The sequence below is a fragment of the Mesorhizobium sp. WSM4833 genome, assembly GCF_055811095.1.
The window spans coordinates 100703-117525 of sequence record NZ_JBVVQG010000009.1 but is presented as its reverse complement, the minus strand read 5'-3'; the positions used below and the strand labels follow the sequence as shown (position 1 = coordinate 117525).

Annotated in this window: 17 protein-coding genes and 1 pseudogene; 15 read left to right on the top strand and 3 right to left on the bottom strand. The window is 61.6% G+C overall.

Annotation, left to right across the window (positions count from 1 at the left end):
• Positions 1 to 83 precede the first annotated feature (83 nt).
• The gene (locus AC0L2D_RS19735) at positions 84 to 1889 is read right to left on the bottom strand and encodes a helix-turn-helix domain-containing protein (RefSeq protein ID WP_473542013.1); all 1806 of its coding nucleotides are present in this window, start codon (positions 1887 to 1889) and stop codon (positions 84 to 86) included.
• Positions 1890 to 2087: 198 nt separating this feature from the next.
• Between AC0L2D_RS19735 and AC0L2D_RS19730 the strand changes: the two genes are divergently transcribed.
• The 5 genes and pseudogenes from AC0L2D_RS19730 (at position 2088) to AC0L2D_RS19710 (ending at position 6059) form a co-directional block, all read left to right on the top strand.
• Positions 2088 to 2672, top strand: a complete 585-nt coding sequence (locus tag AC0L2D_RS19730) for an amino acid synthesis family protein (protein WP_013525187.1) — start codon at positions 2088 to 2090, stop codon at positions 2670 to 2672.
• Between the two features lie 322 nt (positions 2673 to 2994).
• The gene (locus tag AC0L2D_RS19725; RefSeq protein ID WP_473542011.1) at positions 2995 to 4167 is read left to right on the top strand and encodes an FAD-dependent oxidoreductase; all 1173 of its coding nucleotides are present in this window, start codon (positions 2995 to 2997) and stop codon (positions 4165 to 4167) included.
• 119 nt (positions 4168 to 4286) lie between these two features.
• Positions 4287 to 4898, top strand: a complete 612-nt coding sequence (locus AC0L2D_RS19720; protein ID WP_473542009.1) for a TetR/AcrR family transcriptional regulator — start codon at positions 4287 to 4289, stop codon at positions 4896 to 4898.
• A 106-nt stretch (positions 4899 to 5004) separates the two neighbouring features.
• Positions 5005 to 5220, top strand: a pseudogene (locus AC0L2D_RS19715) (hypothetical protein); the annotation flags it as partial.
• 326 nt (positions 5221 to 5546) lie between these two features.
• Complete coding sequence (locus AC0L2D_RS19710; RefSeq protein ID WP_063170775.1) at positions 5547 to 6059, top strand: YciE/YciF ferroxidase family protein; 513 nt, start codon at positions 5547 to 5549, stop codon at positions 6057 to 6059.
• Positions 6060 to 6666: 607 nt separating this feature from the next.
• On the opposite strand, the gene AC0L2D_RS19705 is transcribed toward AC0L2D_RS19710, so the two are convergent.
• A complete protein-coding gene (locus tag AC0L2D_RS19705) occupies positions 6667 to 6972 on the bottom strand; it encodes a hypothetical protein (protein WP_013525146.1) in 306 nt (101 codons plus the stop codon).
• A complete protein-coding gene (locus AC0L2D_RS19700) occupies positions 6926 to 7129 on the bottom strand; it encodes a hypothetical protein (RefSeq protein WP_275954782.1) in 204 nt (67 codons plus the stop codon). The genes AC0L2D_RS19705 and AC0L2D_RS19700 overlap by 47 nt, the downstream gene beginning before the upstream one ends.
• Positions 7130 to 7606: 477 nt before the next feature.
• On the opposite strand from AC0L2D_RS19700, the gene AC0L2D_RS19695 reads away from it, so the two are divergent.
• Genes AC0L2D_RS19695 through AC0L2D_RS19650 form a run of 10 tightly spaced genes read left to right on the top strand, consistent with a single transcriptional unit; the run spans position 7607 to position 16765 of the window.
• On the top strand, positions 7607 to 8311 hold the full coding sequence (locus AC0L2D_RS19695) for a heme-binding protein (protein WP_013525145.1): 705 nt from the start codon (positions 7607 to 7609) through the stop codon (positions 8309 to 8311).
• Positions 8308 to 10188 carry a methanol/ethanol family PQQ-dependent dehydrogenase gene (locus AC0L2D_RS19690; protein ID WP_275954781.1) on the top strand — a complete coding sequence of 627 codons (1881 nt, stop codon included), beginning with the start codon at positions 8308 to 8310 and terminating at the stop codon, positions 10186 to 10188. The genes AC0L2D_RS19695 and AC0L2D_RS19690 overlap by 4 nt, the downstream gene beginning before the upstream one ends.
• Entirely contained in the window at positions 10169 to 11038 is an 870-nt protein-coding gene (locus AC0L2D_RS19685) for a substrate-binding domain-containing protein (RefSeq protein WP_473542006.1), read from the top strand. Before AC0L2D_RS19690 ends, AC0L2D_RS19685 begins: the two co-directional genes overlap by 20 nt.
• Positions 11035 to 11568: a c-type cytochrome gene (locus tag AC0L2D_RS19680; RefSeq protein WP_027161881.1), complete on the top strand. Its 534-nt coding sequence runs from the start codon at positions 11035 to 11037 to the stop codon at positions 11566 to 11568. Before AC0L2D_RS19685 ends, AC0L2D_RS19680 begins: the two co-directional genes overlap by 4 nt.
• A gap of 14 nt (positions 11569 to 11582) precedes the next feature.
• Entirely contained in the window at positions 11583 to 12575 is a 993-nt protein-coding gene (coxB, locus tag AC0L2D_RS19675; RefSeq protein WP_013525141.1) for a cytochrome c oxidase subunit II, read from the top strand.
• A complete protein-coding gene (gene ctaD / locus AC0L2D_RS19670; protein WP_013525140.1) occupies positions 12572 to 14548 on the top strand; it encodes a cytochrome c oxidase subunit I in 1977 nt (658 codons plus the stop codon). Before coxB ends, ctaD begins: the two co-directional genes overlap by 4 nt.
• Entirely contained in the window at positions 14545 to 15150 is a 606-nt protein-coding gene (locus AC0L2D_RS19665) for a cytochrome c oxidase subunit 3 (protein WP_013525139.1), read from the top strand. Before ctaD ends, AC0L2D_RS19665 begins: the two co-directional genes overlap by 4 nt.
• Position 15151: 1 nt before the next feature.
• Positions 15152 to 15493 carry a hypothetical protein gene (locus tag AC0L2D_RS19660; protein WP_063170778.1) on the top strand — a complete coding sequence of 114 codons (342 nt, stop codon included), beginning with the start codon at positions 15152 to 15154 and terminating at the stop codon, positions 15491 to 15493.
• Positions 15490 to 16368 carry a cytochrome c oxidase assembly protein gene (locus AC0L2D_RS19655; RefSeq protein WP_473542003.1) on the top strand — a complete coding sequence of 293 codons (879 nt, stop codon included), beginning with the start codon at positions 15490 to 15492 and terminating at the stop codon, positions 16366 to 16368. The genes AC0L2D_RS19660 and AC0L2D_RS19655 overlap by 4 nt, the downstream gene beginning before the upstream one ends.
• The gene (locus tag AC0L2D_RS19650) at positions 16349 to 16765 is read left to right on the top strand and encodes a c-type cytochrome (protein WP_027161878.1); all 417 of its coding nucleotides are present in this window, start codon (positions 16349 to 16351) and stop codon (positions 16763 to 16765) included. Before AC0L2D_RS19655 ends, AC0L2D_RS19650 begins: the two co-directional genes overlap by 20 nt.
• The last annotated feature ends 58 nt before the right edge of the window (positions 16766 to 16823 follow it).

Here is a 16823-nt window from a genome sequence, read left to right as displayed (position 1 = left end):
AGCAAGGATCGCGGACAACAACGCAAACGGCAGGGAAGAGTCCCAGGCTGGAAACAGTCCGCACGGCGGAGGCTGGAACGATGCTATCTTTCGACCGAAGCGCGGTTGTCGATGACCTCGCGCAAGCGGATGGCGAGCTCGAAAGCAAAGCGCCGCTCAGGGGTATCGAGATCGACACCGAACAGTTCCTGGATGCGCGCCAGCCGGTACCGCAAGGTGGTCACGTGCAGCCCCATCGCATCAGCGCAGGCCTGGCTGCGGCAGCCTTCGCGCAGATAAGAGAACAACGTCTCCATATAGGGGGTGCCGTGCTGGCGATCGTGATCGGCGATGGCGCCGACACTGTCCTGCACGAAGCTCCGCACATCCTCCACCTCGGCGGCCGCGATCAGCATCGGCAGCGGGCCGAAATCCTGGCTGGCAAAGACGCCGGTCCGGCCGAACGAGCGTCCGATACGGATCATGCGCCGGCAGCGATCCCATGCCGGGGGATAGTCCGCAAGTTTGGTGCAGAGACCGGAAAGAACGACGAACGGTTCCTGGCCGAATTGGCGCCCCAGTTCCTCGGCAACCTTGCGCAGCAGCTTGGCGATACGGTTCCTGTCTTCGCCCAGCTCAGCCGGGATCAGGCAGACGAGGCCATTGTCGACGACGATGATGTCAGCCGCGACCGAGTTCTGCTGCAGCAACCGGATCACCGCATGATGCGGATCGACCAGACGTCCGGCGCTGCTTTGGGCGGCTTCAGGCAGATCGATGAGGATCATCTGCTTTGGTGATGCCAGCCCTACGCCAAGCCGCTGCGCCCGCTGCATTACATCGGCGGGGTCGTGCCAGCGATGCTCGACCACCTCCATGAACAACTCCGTCAGCGTGCGTGTCTCGAATCGGAAGCGGATGAAGCTGCGCATCATCTGGACGCTGAGCGCGAATTTGGCGCTGTCGAGCAGGAGCAGGTCGAGCTGGCTGAAGGGCTCCTGCATGGTGAAGATGACCATTGCCCCGACAGCCTCGGCATCAACGCTCAACGGTTCGATCTTCGCGGTGAGACGCAGACGGCGCATGCCGTCGTCGAGGAAGAATGTATGAGCCTCGCTGTGCGGCTGATCCACCGCCGACCGCGCGACCTTCATGATCTGCCGGTGCAGGCTGGTGCTGGCGGCAAGCTGCCAGGCCGCGTCGTCGAAATGCTTCTCGCTCGGTGAGCGGCTGGCGACGATCAGGTTGGCGGTGAAATCGACCACGACGACGGGGTTGGGCACAAGTGCTGCGATCCTGCCTGCAAGCGAAGGCATCGAGCTTTCGGCCAAGGCCTGCTGCAGCAGCGACGTGTGTGCCTGGAGCGCCTGCTGGAGCCGTTCCGATGCACGCTTCTCCTCGCGCAGCTTGTGCTGTTTCTCGACAGCGATTTCACCGAGATGGACGATCATCCCGATGAAGGCGAGATCGTCGGCGCTGACGTCCATGATCTCTCGCGAGATGACGCTGAGCACCATCGGCCTTCCGGCCTCGTCGACGCAACTCATCGGCATTACCAGAACGCTGCGGTAGTCGCGTTCGAAAGCCTCTATGCGATAGCCAGGAAACTCCTCCGAGACCCGGGCATCCCTGATATAGACGGCCTCGTTGCGTTGCAGGGCGACGATCGACGGACTGGTGGCGAGTTCCCAGCGGTCGGGGAGCGACCGCTGGATCAAGGTCGGGTCATGGCGAACGATCACGTAAGCATGGCCATGCGGTGCGTCGATGCTCATGATCGACCCCATCGTCCATCCGGCATGCCGGCAGGCGGCCAGCACCAGATCACGCAACACCGTGCTGAGATCGCCGCCTGAGTTGATCAGGCTGGCGGCGTCGCGTAACGACAGGATTTGCGACTGATGGTTCACTGGTGCGACTGTTCCGGCTGACCGATCTGTTCCTGTTGGCACTGCGAGCGCCGATATAAGCAATTCGCGGCCGAGTGAAGCTACACGTCTTCCGAGAGCGAGACATCCGGTTTTTCCTCTGAAGCAGAGGAAGACGCGTGGTGCGCGCCTTCCTAGGCTGGCCCTTTCGAGTTTGGGCAGGAAGGACCGTTGGCGCGAATGGAAATCAGGAAAGTCTGCACCTTCATCGACGAGGTTCTGATCGAGGGCGGCAAGGTCGCTGGCAAACCGGTCACATCGATCGTCGTCGCCGCCGTGTTGAAGAACCCGTGGATGGGACGGGGCTTCGTCGAAAACCTTCGCCCCGAGATCATCGACATCGCCCCCAGGCTCGGCGCCGAACTGACCCGACGGCTGATTGCACTGATGCCGACGGCGGAGATCGAATCCTACGGCAAGGCTGCGGCTGTCGGCCTCAATGGCGAGATCGAACATGCCTCGGCACTGATCCACACGCTGCGCTTTGGCAATCTGTTCCGCGATGCCGTCGGCGGCACCACCTATCTCGAATTCTGCAACACTAGAAATGCCGCGGGGGCGTTGTTGTCACTGCCAATGATGCACAAGAGCGAGAACGGGAGGCGCTCGCATTTCATCACCGCGAACTTCCAGATCGCCGATGCACCGGGTGCCGATGAAGTGCTGGTTGCCATTGGTGCAGCCAACGGCGGACGCGTTCACGCCAGGATTGCCGACAGGTTCCAGGATATAGCGGAAATGGACGCGGAAAACGGCTCCTCCTGATAATCGGAGTCGTGTCAGGTCGTAGACCGACCAGCCTTTGTCCTGTCTTTCAAGCGCGCCACTGCGGGATATTGGCTGCGAAAGGCCTTCTACAAACCGGGGTGGCTTCTGGGAAGCGGGACCTTGTTTCGTGCAAGGAGCCGACCTATTCTAGGCTCCGTCGCGAAAAACAACTGCCTGACCACTGTCACCTTCGTCAGGCAGTCGAGTACACGTCAACTGTGCACAGCACGGTTCGGCCAGCGTCTCCGAGAGCAACCGTCTGACGATGCGTCAGACTGATGGCAACCGTCATTCCGACGGATGCATTGGAGCGCTAAAAATGCGAAATCGTATTGCAATCATTGGCGCGGGCCTTGGTGGCCTCACGCTTGCCCGCGTTCTTCATGTCCATGGCGTTTCAGCCACGGTCTATGAAGCCGACGCCTCCTCTGCCTCGAGAGCGCAGGGGGGACTTCTCGACATTCACGCATACAACGGTCAGCTCGCCCTCAAATCCGCAGGTCTGTTTGACTCGTTTCTTCAGCTCGTCCGTCCTGGCGAAGATGCAAAACGGATTGTCGACAAGGACTTCCATATCCTGTTCGACAGGCCGGGCAGCCACAGCGGCGAGCGTCCTGAAGTGGACCGGGGCGAACTTCGCAAGATGCTGATCGATTCGATCCCCGCCGATATGATCCATTGGAACCATAAGGTCACGTCCGTGGCAGCTACCGAGGATAATGGCCATGAGATCACCTTCATGGACGGCTCAAAGGTGACCTGCGACCTTATCATTGGGGCCGATGGCGCGTGGTCGAAGGTCCGTCCACTGCTTTCTGATTCAAAGCCGGCCTACACAGGAACGTGTTTCGTCGAGACATTCCTTTTCGATGGCGACACGCGCCACAAGGCAAGCGCAGAGGCGATCGGCAGCGGCACGCTGATGGCCGTTGCGCCCGGCAAAGGTATCCTGGCGCATCGCAATGCCGACGGAAGTCTTCATGTCTACGTCGCCTTGAACAAACCGGAAGACTGGATCGCTTCGATCGATTTCAGTGACGCTGAAGCTGGGCTGGCTCGTATCGCCGGGCAATTCGAAGGATGGGCCTCGCAGCTGACTGCCCTGATCACGGACTGCGAAGCCGATCCAGTGCTTCGACCGATCCATGCGCTCCCGGTGGGACATCGCTGGAGCCGGGTGCCAGGCGCAACTTTACTCGGCGATGCCGCGCATCTGATGTCCCCATTCTCCGGTGAAGGCGCCAACCTTGCCATGCTTGATGGTGCGGAGCTTGCCCGGGCGCTCCTTGCCTATCCTGATGACGTCGAATCGGCGCTCAGTGTCTACGAAAAGAGACTCTTCCCACGAAGCGGCAAGGTGGCCCAGGAAGCGGCGCAGAATCTCGAGCGGTTCTTTGACAACACTGCCCCGCAGAGCGTGGTCGATCTGTTCAGCGCCATCCAGACATCGGCGAATACGCCGCTGCGGTCATGGCAATCGAGCCAGGCATGACGCGCTGAATTCCCCGACCCAGGGCGGCGGCCCGCAAGGTCTGCGCTCCGTGGGCGTGCTGAAACGGGCTTGACGCAATGGGCTTGACTTAGGAAATGATCATATCCTAATCATGCGCGATGACAGACTTTGAAAAAGAGCGGCTCAATGCCCGACCCGGACGACCGAGGGAATTCGAGATCGATCAGGTGCTTGACGACGCGATCGTCCTATTCAGTCGGCAAGGATACAGCGCCAGCTCGGTCGCCGATCTTTCCGAGGCCCTCAAACTGACCGCCGGCAGCATCTACAAGGCGTTCAAGGATAAACGAGGGCTTTTCCACGCAGCGCTTGGCCGCTATGTCGAGCGGAGCAATGCACGGATGTTGGCGGCCCTCCGGGATGCTCCCGATGGCCGCGCGCGGGTACGCTGCATGTTGTCTGAATATGCCAGGCTCAGCCAAGGCGAGACGGGACGTACTGGCTGTCTGGTTGTCGCGAGCGCAATCGAGTTCGGGGCCTCTGACCCGGAACTCGCGGGTCACATCGGGCGCCTGCTCAACGCACGCGAGCAGCAACTCCGCTGCTTCATCGACGAGGGCCGGACGGACGGGTCGATCGCCAAGCAGGTCGACAGTGAGTCGGTTGCACGCGCGCTGCTGTGCGTGGCTCAGGGCATCCGGGTTCTCGGAAAGACCGGACAGAACTCCATAGCCGGTGTGGTCGATCAGGCGATGCGGCTTCTCGATTGATTTGCCAAATTTGGAAATGATCATTCTCTATTTGAGGAAGCTTTCATGACTCATGCATTCAAATCTCGCGAGGCGCCACACCGCCAGAGCGCGTCCTGGCACAGCGCGCCGGGCGGTCATGCATGCCGTCAATCCCAAATTCATCCCTCGCAACCATCGCATCGAGGCTATGATCCAGGCGGCGCTGGGCGGGGACTTCACACCTTTCGAGGAGATTTTGAGGGTCATCAGCCGGCCCTTCGATGAGCAGCCGGACATGGAACGCTATGCTGACCCGCCACGCCCGGATGAACGCGTCCTACAGACATTCTGCGGCACATGAGACATTGAATGATGGCCGGTTAACATGTGCAAATGCGGAAGACCCTTCGCAAGCTACCGTCGTGAGTAGTCGGAAGCGTCTGATCTATGACGATTATGGACTCACGGAAGCTTGTCGATCACCCGTGCCGATGCTTCCACCGTTGCAGCTAGGACTACCTGAGCGTCGGGCGGCGGGTGCTGGGAGACAGATCTTGAGCGTCAAGGCTCCGCAATAAATTGGTCGCGTTCAATTTCACTGCAATCAGAGAACACCCTCCGGAACCAGTTGCCCCGCATCGAGTTGCTATTCCGCCTCGCTTTTGAGCGCGAACGGGAGAACACAGGATGGCACCCACTAAGAAGGCATCACCGAAGGGCCTGAACGAACTTTTCCACGACACGTTGAAGGACATCTATTTCGCCGAAAAGAAGATCGTTGCGACGCTGCCGAAAATGGCAAAGGCCGCTCAAAGCCCAGATTTGAAGGCGGCGTTCGAAAAGCACCGCGAGGAAACGAAAGAACACGTTGCCCGGCTCGAACAGGTTTTCGAAGTGATCGGCAAGAAGCCGCAGGGAAAGACGTGTGCGGCTATTGTGGGCATCACCGATGAAGGTGCCGAGATCATGGAGGAATATAAGGGCACACCTGCCCTGGACGCTGGCCTGCTGGCTGCGGCCCAGGCTGTGGAGCACTACGAAATCTCACGCTATGGCACACTGAAGACCTGGGCCTCCGAACTGGGGCTGGATGAAGCTGTTTCGCTCCTCAATTTAACCCTTGGAGAGGAAAAGGCGACCGACGAGGCGCTGACACAACTCGCTGAACCGGCTGTCAACATGGCTGCCGAAAACGTGTAGTAGCCCCACCAGGCGAAGACTGGCCCGTCGCTACGCGAATCTCACGGGAGGTATCAATGGGATATCTAGGTACGCTCGTTTCAAGACTACTCGGCAAGAAGCCCGGCCCCGCTGGCAACGGCGATATGCGCAAGTCGACTGGCGCGGGTCCTGCAATAGCAGCGCATTCGAAAGACGCGAAGACAACGGCGCCGACCGGCCAGAACCGATCGGCGGCAGCAAAAGAAAAATGACCGACGCCGTAGGAGCGTAGTCACTGGACAGCCAACAATGCGCCCATTTCCGGTCAACCCTTTGAAGCAGGCGGTTCGGTCCTGTCCAGACTGACCCCGTCAGGTCGACTCGCAAGGCTTGCAACCAGTACAATAACAGTGTCATCAGTACAAACATCGACAAACGGTCTAAATGGTTGATGGAACGTATGTTATATTTCCTTCCTCTCTAATTCGACCGATGCGCAATATTATGCCCTACAGAAGACCCACTGAATGAATTACGCAGGTCCAAAGGATCGTAATTAAACCTCTAATAGGCCATTCCAGATTTCGAATGCAGTTCAGCTCGGGAAGGAGGGTGGCAAAACCCAATCCCGGAGGCGCCTGGACCTTTAGACCAATGCTATCGGTAGGTAGCGGATGATGATCTCGTCCTGCCGGAAACGGCGCTCCAACTCCGCTCGGCGCCTTCGCCAATCGGGCAGATCGACTTCTTCCGTCATCACCTCGAAGATGACAATCTCGTCCATGTCGGACTCTTTTCCCTCCCTCCATACCCCTTCCGCGGGCGTCCGAAAATACGCGGTGACACCTTTGAACGTATTGGCGAGTTCGTCCTTCACACGATCGAAGTCTTCCTTGGCGAAGGGCTCACCCGCGTTGTCGGAACGAGGAAGCAGGATCTGGACAAGGTGCATGCGGCCGCCTCCAAGCTCTTCCAACGGCGGCGACCGGCATCATGTTCCATCGGCTGACGCTGCGGGCAAAGGCGCAAATGTGAATCAGGCTGACAGGAAGTTCCTGCATTCCGTGACTCCAGATGGGAATCCTGGCCTTGCGTGAAAGTGCTGCCACCCGCAGCCAGCCCGTGACACCGCCGCAGTTGGAGGCGTCTGGTTGGATGTAGGCGAGCCTCGACCAAGCAAAGGCGTGCCCGAGTCCTCAAGACATGCAGGTTTTCTCCCATTGCCAGAGGCCTACAGGCCTGCAGGTGCCTTGGCGATGCTGGCGCAGCGTTCATAGGTGCCGGCACAATGGTAACACGATCTCGGCCGCGGATATTGCGCCAGCGACACGGACAGACGGCAACCTTGCATCGGCGCACGCGGCTGCGCAATTTTTTGCAAAAGCAGGAACATAGCTGCATCGCCCAAGTTAAATAGCGACGGCATTGGACCACGGACTCATTTTCGCATTTTCCAGGCTGCCAGAATGCTCCGGGGTTCTTTGATGCTCGAACGAATGGGCAGGACAATGTATCGCTGTCGGCGTTTGCTATCAGCCTTTGCTCTGGTGTTGTTGACGAGTGGCCTGTTCCCACAGGGCCCAGCCATGGCACAGGCGCCCTGCCCGGCCGACCACGATAAGCTGCTCGCCGCACTCAAGGCCAATGTGAAAGCAAGCGGCGGACCTGCCAACGGAGGCTTTGAGACCAACGAATGGGCCGCTGTCGTTGCTCGCGACGGCGCGGTGTGCGCGATCGCTTTCAGCGGTCCCACCGCCGATTCGCAATGGCCAGGCAGTCGCCTCGTCGCGGCGGAGAAGGCCAATACAGCAAATGGGCTCAGCCTGGCGCAAATGGCCCTATCGACGGCCAATCTCTACGCGGGGACGCAGCCGGGCGGGCCGCTTTTCGGCTTGCAGGAGACCAACCCGGTCAACCAGGCCGCAGCCTATGCGGGCGATCCCAAAACGTTTGGAAGTGCCAGCGATCCTCTCGTCGGCAAGCCAATCGGAGGCGTCGTCGTGTTTGGCGGCGGGCTTGCCCTCTATGACGGCAAGAGCATCGTCGGAGGCCTCGGGGTCTCAGGAGATTCCTCATGCGCCGATCACAATGTCGCCTGGCGTGTTCGCGCGGCGCTTGGCCTCGACAAGGTTCCCGCCGGGGTCAATCCCAATCGCAAGGACGCCATCGTCTACGATGTCGATCCCGGCGGCAAAAGCGCCTCGGGCTGGGGCCATCCGCTTTGTGCCGGCACCGAGGCTGACATCGCGGCGGAGCTCGGCGCCGGCGTGGGAGGCTCGATCCACAAATGAAAGGCATGCTGCACCCGGCACCAGCGCGCGTTGACGCAGGACACGGCGCCCGCGCATTGGCGACCGAGAATTCCTTTCGCACGGGCATACTCTCGGTGATGCTGCTGGCATGCGGCCTGTTTCTGAGCGGTGCCTCGGAGCCCGCATCGGCGGCGGCTATCGCGCCGCCCGCCGCCGCGGCGCCACCCGATGACGGGCAATGGACAATGCCGGCCAAGAACTACGCGTCGACCCGCTTCAGCGAACTCAGCGAGATCAACGAAGGCAACGTCAAGAACCTGCAGGTCGCCTTCACCTTCTCGACCGGCGTAAACAAGGGCCAGGAAGCAGCGCCGCTGGTCGTCGGCAACAACATGTACATCGTCACGCCCTTTCCCAACATCGTCTACGCGCTCGACCTTTCCAGGCCGGGCGCGCCGATGAAGTGGAAGTACGAGCCCAACCCCGAGCCGGCGGCACAAGGAGTGGCCTGCTGCGATGTCGTCAACCGCGGAGCGGCCTTCGCCAACGGACGCATCTTCTTCAACACGCTGGACGGCCACACGATCGCGCTCGATGCCAATACGGGCAAGCCGATCTGGAACACTCATATCGGCAACATCAACATCGGCGAGACCATCACCATGGCGCCGCTGGTGGTGAAGGGCAAAGTTCTGGTCGGCAATTCCGGCGGCGAAATGGGCGTCCGCGGCTGGGTCAAGGCGCTGGATGCCGGAGACGGGCATGTTGTCTGGACGGCTTATGGCACTGGACCCGACAAGGATGTGCTGATCGGCCCGGACTTCAAGCCCCACTACGACATGGACAGGGGCACAGACCTTGGCGTGACGACATGGCCACCGGAAGCCTGGAAGATCGGCGGCGGCAATATGTGGGGCTGGATCTCCTACGATCCGGAGTTGAACCTGATCTTCCACGGCACGGGCAATCCAGGACCGTGGAATCCGGATTTGCGGCCAGGCGACAACAAATGGACGTCCGGTATTTTCGCGCGTGACGCCGATACCGGAGCGGCGAAGTGGTTCTATCAGTGGAGCCCGCATGACCTCCATGACTATGACGGCATCAACGAGCAGATCCTTCTGGACATGACCTGGCAAGGCAAGCCGCGCAAGGTCCTTGTCCGACCGGAACGCAACGGCTACCTCTATATCCTCGATCGGACCACTGGAGAGGTGCTATCGGCCACAGCCTATGGCCCGGTCAATTCCAGCAAAGGCGTCGATCTGAAGACCGGCCGCCTGATTGCAAACCCTGACAAGAGAACCGGCACCGGCAAGGTGGTCCGAGACATTTGTCCGACGGCATCCGGCCTCAAGGACTGGCAGCCATCGGCGTTTTCGCCGAGGACCGGCCTGCTCTACATCCCCCACAACAATCTCTGCATGGATGAAGAAGGCGTCGAGGTAAACTACATCGCAGGCACGCCCTATGTCGGCATGAACGTACGCATGATCCCCGGGCCGGGCGGCAATCGTGGTGCTTTTACCGCCTGGGATGTTGCCGCCGCCAAGCCGGCCTGGGTCCTGAAGGAGAACTTTCCGGTATGGAGCGGCACCGTCGTCACTGCCGGCGATGTCGTCTTTTACGGGACCATGGAAGGCTGGTTCAAGGCGGTCAGCGCCAGGACCGGCGATCTGCTTTGGCAGTTCAAGACATCGTCCGGCATCATCGGCCAGCCAATAACCTATCGCGGCCCCGATGGGCACCAGTATGTCGCAATTCTGTCAGGCGTCGGTGGCTGGGCCGGCGCCATCGTTTCGGGCGACTTAGACCCACGCGATGCCACCGCGGCACTTGGCTTCGTCAACGCGATGAAGGATCTGAAGAACGCTACCACGGCGGGAGGCACGCTTTATGTGTTCCGGCTGCCTTGATGGATTGAACTTGACCGTACGTCCGGCGCGAAAGGCGTTCCAACGGGTGGCGATCGGCATGGCCGGGCTCGCCTTGTTGCTCTTTCCGGCTGTTGCCAACGCACGTGAATTGAGAGTGTGCGCCGACCCGAACAACATGCCGTTTTCCAATGCGGCCGGTCAAGGCTTCGAGAACAGGATCGCGGAAATTGTCGCCACTGATCTTGGCGCCAAGCTGACGTATACCTGGTGGGCGCAGCGCCGTGGCTTCATCCGCAACACGCTGAAGGCAGGCCTTTGCGATCTCGTGCCCGGCACGCCTGCCAATCTCGAAATGCTGCGCACCACCACGCCTTACTACCGTTCGTCCTATGTCTTCGTGACCCGCCAGGACGGCCCGGACGTGACGTCCTTCAACGACCCGCGGTTGCAAGAATTGCGCATCGGTGTTCAGCTCATCGGCGACGATGGCGCCAACTCGCCGCCTGTCCAGGCGCTTGGCCGCCGCGGCATTGTCGGGCACCTCATCGGCTACCCCGTCTATGGCGACTACTCTGCTCCCAACCCCCCGGCGCGCATCGTCGAAGCTGTCGCGAACGGCGAGATCGACCTTGCCGTGGTCTGGGGTCCGCTCGCCGGCTATTTCGCGCAGAGGCAAAAGGTGCCGCTCCGGATCACGCCGGTCACGCCTCGCATCGATGGACCGCAACTGCCGCTGATGTACGACATCTCAATGGGTGTTCGACGCGAGGACGATGTGCTGCGTGGCGATGTGAATAGCGCGCTTGCCCGACACAAGGCCGAGATCGACGCGGTTCTGGCGCGATACGGCGTACCGCGTCTGGACATGGCCGGGAGACCGGCCCGATGAGGCGCGCTCTGGCGATGTTGCTGCCCTTGACACTGGCCCTGGTCGCCTGCCAGCGCGAGGAGCGCGACACGCGACCGCAATCGGCGCTCGGCTCAGGTGAGCAGCCGACGCCTGTGACCACGTTGGAGCCGGGCGGACAGCGACCCTCCCCCACCGACAACAAGGCGGCGAGCTTCGAGGCCAACGCCTTCCACATGAGCGAGGGCAAACGCCTGTTCGGCTGGTTCAACTGCTCGGGCTGCCATGCCAATGGCGGTGGCGGCATGGGTCCGGCGCTCATGGACGAGAAGTGGATCTACGGCAGCTCGATGGAAAGCATCCACGCCACGATCCGCGACGGCAGGCCCAACGGGATGCCAAGCTTCGGCCAGAAGATACCCGACGACCAGATATGGGAGCTGGCGGCCTTCGTGCGCGCACTGGGCGGCAACGCGCCGTCTTCCGCCGCGCCGCAACGCGATGACGACATGATGGTGCATCCCTCGGAAAACCGCCTGCCGGATGCCGCGACACTGGGCAAATCACCGTGAAGCGCCCGGCCTCGATGGCCTTCGCCTTCTGTGTCCTGTTTCTGCAGGGATGCGCAGGCTGGCAGTCGGCGCTTGACCCGAAGGGCCCCGCAGCCGGCGAGCTGGCCTGGCTCATCTGGTTCTTTACCGCGCTTTGCGCGGTTGTTTGGGCGCTGGTGATGATCGCTCTCGCAGCACCGCTGGTCATGCGATCGCGTTCCGGCGATGAACCCCTCCTACTCGACGAAGCGGCCGAACGCGGCAAGATGCGCGTGGTCGTGTCCGCCGTCGGAGTGACCACCATCATCCTGATCGGACTGACGCTGCTAAGCTTTTTCGCCAACAGGACGCTGGCTGCGATCGGCTCGGAGGCTGCGCTGACAATCAGGGTGACCGGGCACCAGTGGTGGTGGGAGGTGCGCTACGAGGATGCTACGCCGAGCCGCATCCTGACGACGGCAAACGAGATTCATATCCCTGCCGGCGAGCCGGTGCGGCTGCTTTTGACCTCGACCGATGTGATCCATTCCTTCTGGATCCCAAGCTTGGCCGGCAAGCTCGACCTTATCCCGGGCCACATGAACGTCCTGGATATCAAGGCGGACAAGCCAGGCGTCTACCGTGGTCAATGCGCTGAATTCTGCGGTGCGCAGCACGCCAACATGGGCACCTTCATCATCGCCGAGCCGCGCCCGAAATTCGATGCCTGGCTGAACGACCAGTTGCAGCCGGCCGGCGCGCCGGCGAGCGGCGAAGCCAAGGTCGGTGCGGACCTGTTCCTCAAACGCCCCTGCGTGATGTGTCACAGGATCGGGGGGACGCCGGCCGGCGGAACGGTGGCTCCCGATCTCACCCACATAGCCAGCCGGCAGACGCTCGCTGCCGGGACCTTGACGATGAGCCGCGGCAATCTCGCCGCCTGGATAGCCGACCCGCAAGGCATCAAGCCCGGCTCCCACATGCCGGTGGTGGAGCTCAGCGGCGATGAGCTCAATGCCGTGGTCGCCTATCTCGAGGGTCTGAAATGAGCAGCGCGGATCTCACAAGCCAACGCGACCTGCCGCCGGAGCGCAAGGTATCTGCAAAAGGCGACATCGCGCCCGAGCATGACGGACCGCGCGACACCGGCATGGATGATGCCGGCCTGCATCGCTGGCTCGAGCGCACCTGGCGGACGCCATCCGGCATCGTCGGAGCCTTGTCGAGCGTCGATCACAAGGTGATCGCACGACGCTATTTGATCACCGCTTTCGTGTTCCTTGGTCTTGGCGGCCTCAACGCTGTCGTCATGCGCATCCAGCTTTCTGGACCGCAACGCGGGCTGATCGGGCCCGACCTCTACAATCAGCTGTTCACCATGCATGGCGTTACGATGATGTTTCTGTTCGCCGTGCCCATCGTGCAGGCGACCGGGATCTACCTGGTGCCGCTGATGGTCGGCACCCGCAACATCGCGTTTCCGCGCCTGAACGCGTTCAGCTACTGGGTCTACGTCTCGGGCGGCGCTTTCGCCTGGGTGTCCTTCGCCCTCAACATGGCTCCTGATGTGGGCTGGTTCGCCTACGTGCCGCTGTCCGGCCCCGAATTCGCACCGGGCAAGCGGGCTGACGTCTGGGCGCAGATGATCACCTATACCGAAGTGTCGTCACTGGCCGTCGCGGTGGCGACCATCGTCACGGTCTTCAAGCAGCGAGCCCCCGGCATGTCGCTGGACAAGATCCCGCTCTATGTCTGGGCGATGCTGGTCACTTCCTTCGTCGTCGTCTTCGCGATGCCGGCGGTGATGATCACCTCGACTTTCCTGATCCTTGACCGGCTGGTTGGCACGCACATCTTCAACCCGGCCGAAGGTGGGGATGCTCTGCTGTTCCAACACCTCTTCTGGTTCTTCGGCCATCCGGAAGTTTACATCATCTTCCTGCCGGCGACGGGCATGGTGTCCTCGATCATTCCTGTTTTCGCCAGGCGACCGACATTCGGTCATCTCGGGCTGGTCCTGTCGCTGATCGCGGTCGGCTTCCTTTCGTTCGGGCTTTGGGTCCATCACATGTTCGCCACCGGCCTGCCAAAGCTTGGCGCCAGCTTCTTCACCGCATCCAGCATGATGATCGCCATCCCGAACGGCGTACAGATCTTCTGCTGGCTGGCAACATTATGGGACGGCAGACCGGTGATCCGAACTCCGTTGCTGTTCGTCTTCGGCTTTTTCTTCATCTTCGTCATCGGCGGGCTGACGGGCGTGATGCTCGCCTCAGTGCCGTTGGATCTTCAGGTCCACGACACCTATTTCGTCGTCGCCCATTTCCATTACGTGCTGATCGGCGGCTCGGTGTTCCCGCTGCTTGGCGCGGCTTATTTCTGGTTCCCGAAGGTCACCGGCCGCATGATGAGCGAACGCCTCGGGCGGTGGCATTTCTGGCTGGCCTTCATCGGGTTCAATGCAGCCTTTTTCCCGATGCATCTGGTCGGCCTGTGGGGCATGCCACGACGTGTCTACACCTATCCGGCCGAGCTTGGCTGGGGCAACATCAACCTTTTCATCTCGGCTGGGGCGTTACTCTTCTTCCTGAGCTTTGTCCTGTTCACCTTCAACCTTGTGCATGGCGCGTTGAAAGGCACCTCGGCCGGCAACAATCCGTGGGACGCAGGAACCTTGGAGTGGGCAACATCCTCGCCGCCGCCGAGCTATAATTTCGCACGCATTCCCATCGTCACTCATATCGAGCCGCTCTGGGCCGAGCGCGAGGCGCTCCCTGTAGCGACCGGGCTCCGCGTCGACGCGCGCGAACTCCTCATCTCGACCGTGGCGGAAGCTCATCCCGACATTCGCGAGAAATCGGCCGCCCCTTCGATCTGGCCGCTTTTAGCGGCGCTGGCCGTCGGCGGCACGTTTCTCTATTCAATCTTCACGCCCTGGGCGATCGTCTGGGGCGCCGCGCCAATCGCCATCACGTTGATCGGATGGTTCTGGCCCAAGGGCGATCCGGAGGACGAGGAATGAAGCAGCGCGCCGCCGCCGATCTTTCTGGCCTGCCCACCTTCGGGCACGGTCCGCGCAGCCCGACCTGGTGGGGCACGCTGGGTTTCATGGCGCTGGAAGGCACGGGCTTCGCGCTGGCGGCCGGCGCTTATCTCTACCTTGCGCAGTCATGGCCAGACTGGCCCCTCAGCGCACCGCGCCCGAACCATTGGCCCGGAACGATCGTCACCATTTTGTTCATCGTCAGCCTTGTGCCTAACCACATCCTCCACCGCTATGCCAAGCAATGTTCGATGGTGCCGGTGCGGATCGGGCTGATGGTCATGTCGCTGCTCGGCATCGCTCCGCTCGTCGTGCGCTGGTTCGAATTCCCGGCCCTCAACATCTATTGGGACACCAATGCCTATGGATCGATGCTCTGGGTGCTGCTCGGGCTGCACACCACCCATCTCATCACCGATGTCGGCGACACCATCGTGCTGACTGTGCTGATGTTCACGCGCCACGGCTATAGCGGCCGTCGCTTCGGCGATGTCGGCGACAATGTCTTCTACTGGGACTTCGTGGTCCTGACCTGGATTCCGATCTATCTGCTCATCTACTGGGTGCCGAGGCTAGGCTGAGATGCGTGCATTACGCCTGGGAACGTCTTGGGGTGGTCTTCTGTCAGGGCCGCTGGCGTGGGCGGTCTCGACACAGCTGAATTATGCGCTGGTGCCCTGGCAATGCAATCGCCAGGTGCCGGTCGTGCTTCCCGTGGCGCTGCTGCTCGTCTTGTTGTCGCTGCTCGGCGGGGCGCTGTCGTGGCGGGCGAAGCGGCGAGGCGGTGCCGCATTCAAGCCGAAGCGTACGCGCGCCACAGAGCGCTTCGTCGCCAATCTCGGCATGCTGTCGGCGTTGCTGTTTGCGCTTGTGATCCTCATGCAAGGCAGCGCGGCGCTGATCCTGGATGAGTGCCTGCGATGAATCTGGACGGGCTGTTCTCTACTTCCATCTGCTACGGCGCCGGCGCACCCGAGGCCGGGTGGACGCTCGCGCTGCCCATCACCCTGCCACTTGCCGTGCTTGCCCTGATATATGTCGTTGGAGCTGGCCGGATTTGGCGGCGCAGCAGCCGCGGCAGGACTCTGCGGCTGCGCCAGGCTCTGCTGTTCACGGCCGGATGGGGCGTGTTGACGGCCGCGTTGGTCAGCCCGGTTCATGCACTCGGTGAGCAGATCTTTGCGGCGCATATGATCGAGCATGAACTGCTGATGGCCGTGGCGGCGCCGCTGCTGGTCTCCGCCAGCCCGGCTGCGGCCTTGATGTGGGGATTTCCCGCCGGGGTCCGGCGCATTCTTGGAATGGCCGGGCACGGCAGATGGCTGAATGCGGTTTGGTCTTTCGTAACTCGACCGCTCAGCGCGACCATTGCCCACGGCCTGGCCATATGGATCTGGCACCTTCCGGCGTTGTTCGAGGCCGCGCTCGAACGCGGCGTGATGCACTATGCACAGCACGCGAGCTTCTTCGGAACAGGGCTGCTGTTCTGGTGGGTACTCTTGCCGCGTCCCGGCCGCCAGCATGCCTATGGGACCGCAGTGATGCATCTTTTCGTCACCTCGCTGCACACTGGCCTGCTTGGCGTGCTCCTGCTGCTCTCGCCGCGGCTCTGGTACCCGCAGAACGCGGTGGGTGCGGCACTATGGAATTTGAGCCCCCTGGAAGACCAGCAACTTGCCGGGCTGGTGATGTGGGTTCCCGCTGGACTAATCTATGGCGGCGCAGCGCTGCTGCTGGCCGCGCTGTGGATCAAGGCGAGCGGAAGGGGGGAGGCTGCGCATGCCTACGAGCTTGTCTAAGCTGCTTGCCGGCGCCAGCGCCGCGCTGGTGCTGCTCGTTGCGGGCGTGGCCGGAATGACCTGGTGGTCCGATCAGGCGGCGCGCATCCGCCACGAGGCGGAGGCGGCCACGGGAGGTGACATTGCGCGCGCCATGCCGATCATGACTGCGAATGGTTGTTCCGGCTGCCATACGATTTCGGGCGTGCCGGGCGCGCAAGGGCAGGTCGGTCCACGCCTCGACGCCAGTCTTGCTGACCGCACCTTTATCGGCGGCGGGCTGGCCAACAATCCAGAGAACCTGATCCGCTGGATACGATCTGCCAGGGAAATCAATCCGCGCACGGCCATGCCATCGACCCGAATTTCGGAGCAGCAGGCGCGCGATATCGCGGCCTACCTCTACGCTCTGAAATGATTGAGCGGTTCATCGTCTGAACAACAACGCCGGCCCTTCTGACGAGACCGACTATCGT